The organism is Streptomyces sp. NPDC043738 (genome assembly GCF_056436545.1).
On sequence record NZ_JBWKCJ010000034.1, the window covers coordinates 1 to 12,309 of the forward strand.

Here is a 12,309-nt window from a genome sequence, read left to right on the forward strand (position 1 = left end):
TCCCCCCCCCCCCCCCCCCACCCCCCCCCCCCCCCCCCCCCCCGCCCCCCCCCCCCCCCCCCCCTCCCCCCCCCCCCCCCCCCCCCCCCCCCCCCCCCCCCCCCCCCCCCCCCCCCCCCCCCCCCCCCCGCCCCTGGTCAGTCCCGTCCCAGCACCACCGTCCCCGACGAGCAGAACCAGCCGCCCGTTCCCGAGGCGACCGCGAGCCGAGGCGGTGCGCCGTCGGCCCGGTGGACCTGGCGCTCGGGCCCGGCCTCGCCGCGGAGCTGGCGTACCGCCTCGACCAGCAGGAACAGGCCGCGCATGCCCGGGTGGCAGGCGGCCAGACCGCCGCCGTCGGTGTTGACCGGCAGCGCGCCGTCCCGCAGCAGCCGCCCCTTCTCGACGAACGCGCCGCCCTCGCCCTTGGCGCAGAAGCCCAGGTCCTCCAGCGTCACCAGGGTCATATAGGTGAAGGCGTCGTAGATCTGCGCGAGGTCGATCTCGGCGGGGCGGACACCGGCGCGGTCGAAGGCGAGGCGCCCGGAGACCGCCGCGGGCGAGACCGTGAAGTCGTCCCACTCGGACATGGTGGTGTGGGAGACCGCGGTGCCCGAACCGAGCACCCATACCGGGGGCTTGGCGAGGTCGGGCACACAGTCCTCGGCGACCAGCAGGACCGCGCAGCCGCCGTCGGAGCGGATGCAGCAGTGCAGCTTGGTGAACGGGTCGGCGATCATCGGGCCGGAGAGGACCTCGTCGACGGTGATCGGGTCGCGGTACATGGCGTCCGGGTTGGCCGCCGCGTTGGCGCGCGCCTGGACCGCGACCTGGGCCAACTGCTCCAGTGTGGTGCCGTATTGGTGCATATGGCGGCGGGCGGCCATGGCGTACTTGGCGATCAGGGTGTGCCCGTAGGGGACCTCGAACTGGAGCGGGCCGCGGGCGCCGAAGGAGAGGTTCGCGGTGCGGCGGCGGGCCTTGATGTCGGCGCGGGCGGTGGAGCCGTAGACGAGGAGCACGGCGCGTGCCTGGCCGGCGGCGATCGCGTCGGCGGCGTGCGCGGCCAGCACCTCCCAGGTGGCACCGCCGACCGAGGTCGAGTCGACCCAGGTGGGGCGCAGCCCCAGGTACTCGGCGACCTCGACGGGGGCGAGGGTGCCCAGCCCGGCCGAGGCGAAGCCGTCGATCACCGAGCGGTCCAGGCCGCTGTCGGCGAGCGCCCGGCGGGCTGCCTGCGCATGCAGGGCGTACGGGGTGGCCTGGTCCACGCGACCGCAGTCGGAGAGGGCCACCCCGGCGACGGCGACCCGGCGACGCCCCGACGGAACCCTTGTGGCCACTGACTGTGCTGAAGCCGCAGACGGCGCTGAAGTCACCGACGGACCTGAAGCCGCTGACGGCGCTGGCGGCACGGACGGCGCTGAAGACATGAATCTGACGGTACATCAGATACGCTCGGGCGGGCAGGGTGCGTCGGGCACCCCCGGGAATCGGGATTCCCCTAGGAAAGTGCATCCCCCGTCCCTACTATGACGCCCCGTCAGATCGGAAGCGGGGGCCCGTTCGGACCGGACGGGCGTTGTCGCACGGCCGGGAGGAGCCCGCCGATGGATGCCGCGTTCACCGAGGAGCAGCACGAAATCCGCCGCACGCTGCGCGAGCTGCTGCACAAACGCTGCGGCCCGGACGAGGTCAAAGCGGCGGTACGCACCCCGCCGGGCTACGACGAACAGCTGTGGCGCCAACTCGCCGCACAGCTGGGGCTCCCCGGGCTGGCGCTGCCCGCCGCGTACGCGGGGGTGGGCTGCGGACCCACCGAACTCGCCCTGGCCTGCGAGGAGACCGGCCGCGCCGTACTCCCCTCGCCGCTGATCGCCACCGCGGCGCTGGCCGCCCCGCTGATCCTCGCCCTGGGCAGCGAACGGCAGCGCGCCGAGCTGCTGCCCCCTCTGGCGACCGGGGAACTGACCGGGACCCTGGCCGTTCCGGGCGGACGGCTCGCCACCGCGCTGGCCCTGACCGGCGCCAACGACGGCGACTGGGCGGGCGGCGGCCGGGCCGGCGGCATCCAGGCACGGCGCGTGGCACCGCAGGGCGCGGCGCCCGGGCCGAAGGGCGGCGCGGAGCCGGAGGCGGGCGCCGGCTGGCGGCTGTACGGGGAGGCCGGGCAGGTGCTGAACGGGCACACCGCGCAGGTGCTGGTGGTCGCCGCGCACACCGGCGGCTTCGCGCGCAGCCGCACACTGCTCTTCCTCGTGCGGGCGGACGCCCGGGTACGCGGCGAGGGGCCGGCCCGCCTCCGGGGGCTGCTGCGGACCCGGCAGACCGCGCTGGACGAGACCCGCCCGCAGGCGCGGCTCGAACTGCGCGACGTCCCAGCGGAGTTGCTGGGCGAGAGCGGGGCGGAGGGCGAGGGGGCCGGGGGCGGTGACGGGGCGGCGGTCGCGCGGGCGCTCGCCGCGACCGGTGCGGTGGCCGCCGCGGCGCTGGCCGCCGAGGCGGTCGGGGCGGCCGATACGGCACTGGCCCGGACCGTCGCCCACGTCCGGGAGCGCGAGCAGTTCGGCCGGCCCATCGGCTCCTTCCAGGCGGTCCAGCACCGGCTCGCCGACTTGTACGTGTCGCTGCAGGCGGCGCGCTCGGCGGTGTACTACGCGGCGTGGTCGGCGGGGCGCGGACGGTCCGGGGAGCACCCCGCCGCCCCGTACGGTCCGCCCGGGGCGGCCGAGCCCGGGGTGGCCGCGCTGGCCCTCGCACAAGCGCTGGAGACGCTGCGGGCGGTGGCGGCCGAGGCGGTGCAGCTGCACGGCGGCATCGGCTTCACCTGGGAGCACGAGGCGCATCTGTACTTCAAGCGCGCGGCCTGCGACGAACTGCTGCTGGGGCCCGTGCACCGGCTGCGCGCCCGGGCCGCCGAGGAGGCGGGTCTGTTCCCCGGCGGGGCGGGCGCCGTCGACGGTGGCCGTGCGGCCGGGGCCGCACGGCCGGCCGGTGTGCCGACGGCGGGCCGTACCCGAGAGGCGGTCGATGCGTGATGCCGGCAGGCGAGCGGCTGGTGCAGAGGGTCTCGGCCACCCGTGCGTTCGCCCGGGTCGCACCGCACGTCATCCCGGCGCTGGACCGCGCGGTGCACCGGCTGACCCGCGGGAAGGTGCTGCTCAGCGCCCGGATGCTGCCCGGGTTGATCCTCACCGCGACCGGCGCCAGGAGCGGGCGGCCGCGGCGTACGCCGCTGGCCTGCGTGCCGCAGGAGGACGGCGGGTGGCTGCTGGTCGGCAGCAATTTCGGGCGGCCGGGCCATCCGGCCTGGACGGGAAACCTGCTCAGGAATCCGGAGGCGGAGGTGAGTTGGCGGGGGCAGGACATCGGCGTACGGGCCCGGTTGCTCACCGGTGAGGAGCGGGCGCGGGCGTGGCGGGCGGCGCTTGCGTTCTGGCCGCCGTACGCCGCGTACCAGGCGCGGGTGGAGCGGGAGATCCGGCTGTTCCGGCTGGAGCGGCGCTGAGCCCGCCGTACGCGGACCGTTCCCACGCACACACAGCGGGTGCCCCGGCGTACCCCTTGGGGGGACGGGCGGCACCCGCTGTGTGTGCGGTACGGCTATGGCAGGACGGATACAGGACCGATACGGGCCGACGGCGAACCGGCTCGGGTACAACGGGACTTCGAGGCGCGGCTGTTGCCTGGCCGCTCCCTTGGTCGCCGGCGCGGTTGCCTGGTGGTGGTTCCGCTAGGAAGTCCGCTTCATATGGTCCGCTTCATTTGGTGGGCTTCTTGCCCGTGATGCCGAAGTGCACCAGCAGCGCCAGATTCGGCTTGAGCTCGGCCTGCTTGACGCCCCAGCTCTGGAAGCCCTTCTGGTGTCCGGCGACCGCCGCGAGCATCGCGACGATGGAGCCGGCCATGGCCGCCGCGCTCACGTCCTTGTCGACCTTGTTCTTGCTCTGGAGCTCCTGGATGGAGTCCGTGAGCGAGTTGGTGACGGCGTTGAGGATCTTCATGCGGATCTTGTAGAACCGCTTGTCGCCCTCGGCCGCACCCAGGTCGACGACGCGGAGAATCGCGTCGTGCTTGCGCCAGAAGGAGAGGAAACCCTCGACCAGGTCCTCTGCCGCCTGCCAGCCGGACTTGCCCACCCAGGAGCGTTCGGCGACAAGATCGGTCAGAGTGGCGCCTTCCTTGGCCATCTCCTCGGCGATTTCGAGGACGGCTCCCTCGACGTCCGGGAAGTACTGATAGAACGTAGCGGGAGAAGTCCCCGCTTTTCGGGCCACATCGATGACCTTGACGTCCCGGTAGGGGGACGAACTGAGCATTTCACTGAGGCAGTCGAGAAGCTTTTGCCGCGTCGCCTGTCCGCGGCGGCCAGCAACTCTGCCGTCGACGGTTCGAACTTGTCCTGTCATGCCGTCAGCTTACCGAGGGGTGATCGGAGCGCGATTTGACTGCCTGCAAATGGGGATGGGGAGTTAGGGGTGCGCGCTCGCCTGCGAGTGTGCTGGTGGCGGGCCTGCTGAGGGCGGTGGATTCGGCGCGGAGGCTTGATCCGAAGCGGTGAATGGCCTTATCAACAGGCTGTGGACAACTTTGGTGGATAAGCGGTCACTGTCTGTGCATGAAATAGGCAATCGCGGACGCCAGTTGGGCGCCCGGCGCATATATCGCGTATCGCCTCCGCTTTCTCGCGCGGAATCGACCAGTATCCACCGGAATCGAGTTCGCGTTCGATTGATTGTGTTTGATTGCTCGGCGGGCGCGGGACGCGAACCGGCGCTAGCTTGGACATATGGCCACCACGGCGGCCGGCGATGGCTCCTGCGCGGACGGCGATCGCCGCGCCGCGCGGGTGTCCTGGTGCCGAAGTGGTCGGCGGCGGCGCAGAATTGAGGCGTCGGGCAGGGGAGGGTGACGGGGGGCGACGAGGGGGAACGGCGGGGGCATGGCCGGCCGGCCGTCGAAACGGAGCGCTGAGCGTCCGTATATCGGGCGGTGTCGCACCCGGGGGAAGCCGCAACTCATCGGTAACCCCCAGGTGGCCACCCGTCGGCGGACGTATCGGAGCACGTCAGGCCAGGTTGGGTTACGTCGGGTAACGGGCCTGTTGCGGGTCGCGGGGGGTATGCCATGACACGGCGGACAGGCCCCGGGTTCGCAACCGTCGGCTCGGCCAGGAAGAATCACCACGCGGACGGCCGTTTCGGCCAGGCGGTGAGACGCTGCATCGGGGCAGTGGCTCTCGGCGGCTCGTGGCTTTTGAGAGTCTCTTTTTTTTACGCCCCACGGGGAGGTGGCAGGCAAGTGGTGGAGCAGCTGAAGCAGCTGACGCAGCACGATCCCCGGCGGATCGGGCCGTTCGAGGTGCTCGGCCGTCTCGGGGCCGGCGGCATGGGACTGGTCTATCTGGCGCGCTCGGCGTCCGGCCGGCGCGTGGCGATCAAGACGGTGCGTACCGAGCTCGCCGAGGACCAGCTGTTCCGGGTCCGCTTCACACGCGAGGTAGAGGCGGCCCGCGCGGTCAGCGGCTTCTACACCGCGGCGGTGGTCGACGCCGATCCGCGTGCCGCGGTGCCCTGGCTGGCGACGGCGTACGTCCCCGCGCCCTCCCTCGAGGAAATAGTCAATGAGTGCGGGCCGCTGCCGGCCCAGGCGGTGCGCTGGCTGGCGGCCGGCATCGCCGAGGCGCTGCAGTCCATCCACGGTGCGGGTCTGGTCCACCGCGACCTGAAGCCGTCGAACGTACTGGTCGTCGAGGACGGCCCCCGGGTGATCGACTTCGGTATCGCCTCCGGGGTGTCCAACACCCGGCTGACGATGACCAACGTGGCCGTCGGCACGCCCGCCTACATGTCGCCCGAGCAGGCCAGGGACTCGCGCAGCGTCACGGGCGCGAGCGATGTCTTCTCCCTCGGCTCGACCCTGGTCTTCGCCGCCACCGGGCACGCCCCCTTCCACGGCGCCAACCCCGTCGAGACCGTCTTCATGCTGCTGCGGGAGGGCCCCGACCTGACCGGGCTGCCGGACGAGCTGCGGGGGCTCCTGGAGTCCTGTATGCAGATGGAGGCCGGCCACCGCCCGTCCCCCGCCGATCTGCAGTCCCAGCTCGCCCCGCACCTCTTCGGCTCCGGCAGCGACGACAGCGGTACGGCCTCGGCCTGGCTGCCGCCCGGGGCGGTGGCGCTCATCGAGGGCCGGCGCGGCGGGCGCTCCGCCGTACCGAAGGACACCCAGCGGGCCGGCTCCGGGCGCGCTGCCGGCCGTCCGGCATCCGTGCCGCCGTCGGCGCCCCCGATGCCCGCACCCCGGCCCGTACAGGCGCCTCCGCGGCCCGAGAGCGCCCCCGCGGGGGCTGCCGCGGAGACCGGCTGGCCCGGTCGGATCGGCGCCGGTCCCGGCGCGGCGCCCCGTGGTGGCGACCCGAGAGGCAACCCCGGCCCGATGCCGCAGCCCGCGGCGCTCGGCCCGGACATCTCCACGGCCCGCATGACCCCGGTCTCCGCGGCACCGCCCGCCGCCGCGCCGCCCGCTGAGGGCGCCGCCGGTCCCGTACACCTCGGCGGCTCGCCCGCCCCGATAGGGCCGGGGCCGCGCGCCGAGACCCGCGAGCCGCAGCCGCGGGGCCAGGCCGGTGCCGCGACGAACTGGGTTCGGCCTCCTGGTGCCGGCCCGGCGGCCGGTGCGGGGCAGCAGGGCGCCCCGGCGGCAGAGGGCGCCGCGGCACAGCCCGCCGCCCCGCCCGAGGCGCCGTCCGCCGAGCCGGGCCGCTGGCGCCCCTGGCGGTTCCGCATGTCGAACGATGTGTGGGGCACCCCCGCCGTGGACGGCGATCTGCTCTACGTCACGTCCTTCGAGGTGCACGCGCTCGATGTGGCCAGCGGGCGCCGCAAGTTCAAGACCCGTGACGTCGCCTGGGCGATGGCGGTCGCGGACGGGCGGATCCACGCCTCGGACGGTCCGAGCCTGTACGCGCTGGACGCCGTCGACGGCACCGAGCGCTGGCGCCTGAACACCGAGGGCTGGGTCTACGCCCTCAAGGTCGACCGCGGGACCGTCGTCACCAGTACCCGCGGTGGCGGTGTCCAGGCGTGGGAGGCCGCCACCGGCGAGCTGCTGTGGGAGATCGGTGGCGTCCAGACCGACTTCGAGACCGCCGAGGCCGGGCCCGTGGTGCACGAGGGCACGGTGTTCGTGTGGGCCGACGCGCGGCTGAAGGCGCTGGAGGCGCGTACCGGCGCCGAGCGCTGGTCGTACCCGGTGGGGGACGTGGCGGCCTGCGGCGGGGTGCCGATGCGGCTGCTGCCCGCGTCGGACGGCGCGGTCTACGTGGTGGCGGGGACGCGGGTGCTGGCGATCGACATCGCGCGTGGCGAGGTGCGCTGGCACTTCGAGGCGCCCGCGGTGTTCCTGAGCCCGCCGGCCTTCGCCCCCGGACCGGCCGTCACCGGCGGCGGGGTCTATCTGGCGGACTATCTGGGCACGGTCTACGCGCTGGACGCGGCGGACGGCCGCGACCGCTGGCGGATCGCCACCGAGGCCCGGCAGTCCGTCGAACCGGTGCTGGTCGCGCACGGCGCGGTCCACCTGGGCAGCGGCAAGGCGCTCTACACCCTGGACGCGGTGACCGGCACCCCGCGCTGGCGCTTCCAGGCCGGCGCGGAGGTCGTCGGCGCACCGGTCGTCGCCGAGGGCCGGGTGCACTTCGGCTCCGCGGACCACTGTCTGTACACGCTCGACGCGATGGGTGGCCAGCTGCGCTGGAAGCTGGAGACCGGCGGCGAGATCACCGGCTCGCCGGTGGCCGTCGGCGGGGTCGTCTACGCCTGCAGCAAGGACCGCTGCGTGTACGCGCTGGACGCGGCGAAGGGGACGGGACTGGCGCGACGGGCTTAACGGGCGTAGCCGCGCGACCGGCGACCGGGGAATACGGCTCGCCCTCGTCTCGTTCGGCCCCGCAGGGGGCGTCCGCGTCCCCTAGGGGATGTGTTCGCCCCCGCCCTAGGGTCTCCCGGCGCCCCGGCGCCCCGGCGCCCCGCCCTCCCGGACCGTCGTTTCCCGCCGCCCGCCCGAGCCCGTCTCCCCTCTCCCGGCCCCCTACTCCCGCTCCTCCGGGGGCGGTTGGGACTTGTCGGGTTGGGGTTCCTGGGGCTGCTGCGGCTGTTGGGGCTGCGGCCGGCGGTACTCCTGGCCCCATTCCACCGGGGGTGTGGGAGGCAGCCGGCGGGACGCCATGGTCGGCGGTGGCTCCTGGGGCTGTTGCTGGGGCTGTTGCCGGGGGTGCTGCTGGGTGTGTTCCTGGGGCCGTTGCTGCCGGGGCCGTGGAGAGAAGGGCCGCCGTTGCCGTTCGGTCGGGGGCGGCTCGGTCACCGGCAAGGGGGCGGTCGGGGTGTCGCCCTGTTCCCGGTAGGGATCGCCGGCGCGGCCCGCAGGCGGTCCGGGCGGCCCCGCGGCGTACGGCTCCGGGTCCCACTCCTCCGCGCCCGGGCGGCCCGCGTCCCACGGTTCGGGTGTCCCCGGCGGGTAGGCGGCCGGCGGAGCGGGCCTGCGGCTGTCGTAGGGGGCGTCGGGTCCGTAACGGCCGTAGTACCCGTCGTCGTACTGCCGGTCGTCATAGCGCCGGTCGTCGTAGTACCGGTCGTCGTAGCGCCGCTCGTCGTCCCGCCGGTGGGCGCCGCGGCCGTATCCGACGCGGTCGCGGCCCCGCATGATCAGGGCGCCGAGCAGCAGCAGCGCACCACCGCCCAGCGCGTTGGCCACGCCCACGCCCAGCCCGCGGGCCCCGGCGGTCAGCTCGCTCGCGGCCTGCCCCTGGCGGACCATCCACAGGATCGTGAAGCCGAGGACGACCAGGCCGGCGAGGGCGACCAGCAGCCGGGAACGCAGGGCGACGCCGATCAGGGTCAGCAGCGCGGCGAAGGCCATGGGAAGCAGGACGGAGCCGAAGAGGGGGGCGCTGAGGGGCGTGATGCCGTCGAAGAGGTCCTCGATCCGGATGTCTCTGCCGTGACGGCCGTCGTACCAGGGACGGAAGGGGCTCCAGACGGCGGCCGTCGCTCCGACGAGGGCGATCAGGGACCCGAGTACGTTGCGCACCACAGGCGTCGCCTCGCTTCGGATTGTCCTGTTCGTCCTCCGTGACCGACGCTACGCCTGCCCGTCTGCGCTCGCTAGACAAGTTCGGCCACCCGCGCAGCAGGGGCCTGTGGGGGCTGTCACCGGCTCTTGCTAGGGTGCCGTGCACGCGTCAACCCATGGGGTGGCGGGGCTCAAGGTTTCCACGGGGGACGGTCGGATGATGCAGCGCACACGCACGGACACGGGCAGCCGCGGCGGTGCCCGTAGGGGTATCAGGGTGGCGGTCGCGGGCGGGCTGGTGCTGGCGACGGTCGCCACGGTCAGCGGCTGTATCAGCAGGCCACGGGTCCACGTGCCGACGAACTTCCCGAGCCCGTCGTCCTCCAGCAGTTACGACCCGTACGGTTCGACCCCCACGGGATACCCGTCGGACACCTACTCGCCCTCGCCGACCCAGGAGACCTTCGACCCCGACGGGCGGAACGACGTCAGCGGCAGCAACTGCGACTTCTCGAACTCGCTGCGCCAGTTCACGTACACGGTCTCCATCACCAACCCGTCCTCCACCGACAGCTTCTCCTACGACATGGCCGTCAACTGGATGAAGGCCAAGCCGGCCGACGGCAAGGCGTACGGGCTGCACGAGCGGTCCATCATCGTGGGCCCCGGCGACACCGAGACCTACACCGCCAAGTACACGGTGAACCAGTCCTCCATCGGGCAGTTCTGGTACACCTGCCAGATCACCCGGGCGCACAAGACCCGGATGTGACGGGTCAGCGGGCCGGGTCCCGCTTCCGGGCGGCGAACAGCTCCGCCTGGCGCTCCGGGGGCAGACTGCCCAGCGCGATCAGCTGGGGGGCCTGCGCCAGGGCCTGCGCTCTGGCCGCCTCCTTCGCCGCCCAGAGGGCGCGTACGGTGCCCTGGACGGCCCCGGTCGGCTGCGCGGCGACGGCGGCCGCGCGGCGCAGCGCCACCTCGGCCGCGGCGCCCGGTGCGGTCAGCTCGGAGACCAGGCCGATCCGGTGTGCGCGTGCGGCGCCCAGCCGCTCGGCCGTGCCCATCAGGGACAGCCGGGCGATCTCGCCCAGGGGCATCCGCTGCGCCATGAGGATGGACTCGTACGCGCTGACCATCCCGTAGGTGGTGTGCGGGTCGAAGAAGGTGGCGGTCTCGGAGGCGATGATGAACTCGGCCTCGCCCAGGAGGTAGAAGGCCCCGCCGCAGGCCATTCCCTCGACGGCGGCGATGACCGGCTTCCACAGGTCGTTGGCCTTCGGGCCGATGCGCAGCAGCGGGTCGTCCAGGGAGTAGGGGGAGGGCGGCTGGGGGACGTCGACCGAGCGGTCGACGCCGGTGCAGAAGGCCCGGCCGCCGGCGCCGGTGACCACCGCCGCCCGTACGGAGTCGTCGAAGCGGAACGCCCGCCAGGCGGCGGTGAGTTCCTCGGCGGTCTCGAGGTCGATCGCGTTGTGCCGCTCGGGCCGGTCGAGGGTGACCAGCGCGACGCCGTCGGTGATCTCGATGCGTACCGTCACGGCCGCTCCAGGGTCCAGCGGGGTACGGTCACGCCGCCGGGCATGGCGTGGAAGATGGCCTTCACCGGGGCACCGATGCGCAGCCGCGACGGGGCGACGGAGTTGAGGGGGGCGTCGGCGCCGGCGACGAGGTTGCCGACGAGGCGGATGCGGGGGGCCTCGGCCAGCTCCACGATGATCGCGTTGTAGCCCGGGAGCGCGGCGTAGGCGGGCAGCAGCGGCGGATGCGGCAGCACGTAGGACCAGATGCGGCCGCGGCCGGTCATCCGCTGCCAGTGGGCCGAGAAGGACTGGCAGTGCGGGCAGCAGGGCCGGGGCGGGAAGCGCAGTTCGTCGCAGCCGGAGCAGGCCTGGATGCGCAGTTCGCCCCTGGCGGCGTACTCCCAGAAGGGTGCGCCGTCCTCGTCGGGGACGGGAAGCAGCAGGTCGGCGTGGTCGCCGGGGCCGTTGTCAGTGGCGGGTGCCACGCTGGGCGTCATGGACCTGCGAACGGACTCGGATGCACTCATCATGCCTCAACTCCTCAGCAGCAGGGCCGAGGTGGGGACGCCCTCGCCCGCGGTGACCAGGCAGGTGGCGGCGTCGGGGACCTGCGCCGTGCTGGTGCCGCGCAGCTGCTTGACGCCCTCGGTGATCAGGTTGAAACCGTGTACGTACGCCTCGGAGAGGCCGCCGCCGCCGGTGTTGAGGGGGAGCCGGCCGCCGATCTCCAGCGCGCCGCCCTCGGTGAAGGCCGCTCCCTCGCCGCGTCCGCAGAAGCCGTAGCCCTCCAGGGAGAGGGGGATCAGGGGGGTGAACGCGTCGTAGATCTGCGCCACGTCGACGTCCTGCGGTCCGAGGTCGGCGCCCTTCCACAGGTGCCGGGCGGCGGTCCAGGCGGGGCCGGTGAGCGGGTCGTCGTTCCAGTAGTTGACCATGCCGTGGTGCTGGGCGGGCAGGCCCTGGGCGGCGGCGTGGAGGTAGACGGGCCGCCGGCGGCAGTCCCGGGCGCGCTCGGCGGAGACCACGACGCAGGCCAGCGCGCCGTCCGTCTCCAGGCAGTTGTCGAAGAGGCAGAGCGGCTCGCTGATCCAGCGGGCGGTCATATACATCTCGCGGGTCAGCGGGCGGTCGTACATGATCGCGGCCGGGTTCTGGTTGGCGCGGTTGCGGCAGGCGAGCGCGACGTTGAAGAGGTGGTCGCGGGTGGCGCCGTATTCGTGCATATAGCGGCGGGCCAGCATGCCGATCTCGTCGGCGGGGCGCAGCAGTCCGAAGGGGCGGGTCCACTGCCCCGGGGTCGGCAACTGGACCTGGGTGTTCTTCCAGGGGCGCGGCCCCGAGCCGCGTTTTCGGGACCGCCAGGCCACCCCGACGCTCGCCTGGCCGGTGGCGATGGCGGCGGCCAGATGGGCCACCGTCGCGCAGGAACCCCCGCCGCCGTAGCCGACCTTGGAGAAGTGGGTGACGTCCCCGGCGCCGATGGCCTTGGCTATCTCGACCTCGTCGGTCTCCTCCATGGTGTAGGAGGCGAAGGCGTCCACCTCCGAGGGGGCGATCCCGGCGTCGTCCAGCGCCGCGACGATCGCCCGGCAGGCCAGGGTCTTCTCGGATTCGGGCAGTCGCCTGGCGAACGGGGTCTGCCCGATGCCGGCTATCGCCGTAGCGTCCTTGAGGGTCGCTGCCATCGCCACCTCCGTGGCCGGTCGCCAGTGCTGACAGCGGAGGAGGCTACCGCTAA

The 12,309-nt window shown here is 73.5% G+C and carries 10 protein-coding genes; 4 read left to right on the forward strand and 6 right to left on the reverse strand.

Annotation, left to right across the window (positions count from 1 at the left end):
• Nucleotides 1-137 precede the first annotated feature (137 nt).
• Nucleotides 138-1,250 (reverse strand): thiolase C-terminal domain-containing protein, encoded by a 1,113-nt coding sequence (locus tag AC0680_RS32180; protein WP_478635831.1) that lies wholly within the window; start codon nucleotides 1,248-1,250, stop codon nucleotides 138-140.
• 339 nt (nucleotides 1,251-1,589) lie between these two features.
• Here AC0680_RS32180 and AC0680_RS32185 point away from each other — a divergent pair, with 339 nt between their 5' ends.
• Entirely contained in the window at nucleotides 1,590-3,017 is a 1,428-nt protein-coding gene (locus AC0680_RS32185) for an acyl-CoA dehydrogenase family protein (protein WP_478635834.1), read from the forward strand.
• A complete protein-coding gene (locus AC0680_RS32190; RefSeq protein ID WP_478635836.1) occupies nucleotides 3,017-3,487 on the forward strand; it encodes a nitroreductase family deazaflavin-dependent oxidoreductase in 471 nt (156 codons plus the stop codon). The genes AC0680_RS32185 and AC0680_RS32190 overlap by 1 nt, the downstream gene beginning before the upstream one ends.
• A 253-nt stretch (nucleotides 3,488-3,740) precedes the next feature.
• Here AC0680_RS32190 and AC0680_RS32195 read toward each other — a convergent pair whose 3' ends face one another.
• The gene (locus AC0680_RS32195; protein ID WP_384430115.1) at nucleotides 3,741-4,388 is read right to left on the reverse strand and encodes a TetR family transcriptional regulator; all 648 of its coding nucleotides are present in this window, start codon (nucleotides 4,386-4,388) and stop codon (nucleotides 3,741-3,743) included.
• 892 nt (nucleotides 4,389-5,280) lie between these two features.
• Here AC0680_RS32195 and afsK point away from each other — a divergent pair.
• On the forward strand, nucleotides 5,281-7,869 hold the full coding sequence (afsK, locus tag AC0680_RS32200) for a protein serine/threonine kinase AfsK (RefSeq protein ID WP_478635841.1): 2,589 nt from the start codon (nucleotides 5,281-5,283) through the stop codon (nucleotides 7,867-7,869).
• A 201-nt stretch (nucleotides 7,870-8,070) separates the two neighbouring features.
• Here the strand turns inward: afsK and AC0680_RS32205 are convergent, their stop codons facing one another.
• A complete protein-coding gene (locus AC0680_RS32205; RefSeq protein ID WP_478635844.1) occupies nucleotides 8,071-9,072 on the reverse strand; it encodes a hypothetical protein in 1,002 nt (333 codons plus the stop codon).
• A 199-nt stretch (nucleotides 9,073-9,271) separates the two neighbouring features.
• Between AC0680_RS32205 and AC0680_RS32210 the strand changes: the two genes are divergently transcribed.
• Entirely contained in the window at nucleotides 9,272-9,823 is a 552-nt protein-coding gene (locus AC0680_RS32210) for a hypothetical protein (RefSeq protein ID WP_478635847.1), read from the forward strand.
• A 4-nt stretch (nucleotides 9,824-9,827) separates the two neighbouring features.
• On the opposite strand, the gene AC0680_RS32215 is transcribed toward AC0680_RS32210, so the two are convergent.
• The 3 genes from AC0680_RS32215 to AC0680_RS32225 are packed head-to-tail and all read right to left on the reverse strand — an operon-like array spanning nucleotide 9,828 to nucleotide 12,256.
• Nucleotides 9,828-10,589, reverse strand: a complete 762-nt coding sequence (locus AC0680_RS32215; RefSeq protein ID WP_478635849.1) for an enoyl-CoA hydratase/isomerase family protein — start codon at nucleotides 10,587-10,589, stop codon at nucleotides 9,828-9,830.
• Nucleotides 10,586-11,068 (reverse strand): Zn-ribbon domain-containing OB-fold protein, encoded by a 483-nt coding sequence (locus AC0680_RS32220; protein WP_478635978.1) that lies wholly within the window; start codon nucleotides 11,066-11,068, stop codon nucleotides 10,586-10,588. The genes AC0680_RS32215 and AC0680_RS32220 overlap by 4 nt, the downstream gene beginning before the upstream one ends.
• 36 nt (nucleotides 11,069-11,104) lie before the next feature.
• Nucleotides 11,105-12,256, reverse strand: a complete 1,152-nt coding sequence (locus tag AC0680_RS32225) for a lipid-transfer protein (protein WP_478635851.1) — start codon at nucleotides 12,254-12,256, stop codon at nucleotides 11,105-11,107.
• Nucleotides 12,257-12,309 lie beyond the last annotated feature (53 nt).

What these genes read in the sequence shown, in the direction of transcription:
- AC0680_RS32195 (WP_384430115.1), bottom strand. Translation starts at nt 4,388, where the DNA reads ATGACAGGACAAGTTCGAACCGTCGACGGCAGAGTTGCTGGCCGCCGC.
- AC0680_RS32220 (WP_478635978.1), bottom strand. Translation starts at nt 11,068, where the DNA reads ATGACGCCCAGCGTGGCACCCGCCACTGACAACGGCCCCGGCGACCAC.
- AC0680_RS32210 (WP_478635847.1), top strand. Translation starts at nt 9,272, where the DNA reads ATGCAGCGCACACGCACGGACACGGGCAGCCGCGGCGGTGCCCGTAGG.
- AC0680_RS32190 (WP_478635836.1), top strand. Translation starts at nt 3,017, where the DNA reads ATGCCGGCAGGCGAGCGGCTGGTGCAGAGGGTCTCGGCCACCCGTGCG.
- AC0680_RS32185 (WP_478635834.1), top strand. Translation starts at nt 1,590, where the DNA reads ATGGATGCCGCGTTCACCGAGGAGCAGCACGAAATCCGCCGCACGCTG.
- AC0680_RS32225 (WP_478635851.1), bottom strand. Translation starts at nt 12,256, where the DNA reads ATGGCAGCGACCCTCAAGGACGCTACGGCGATAGCCGGCATCGGGCAG.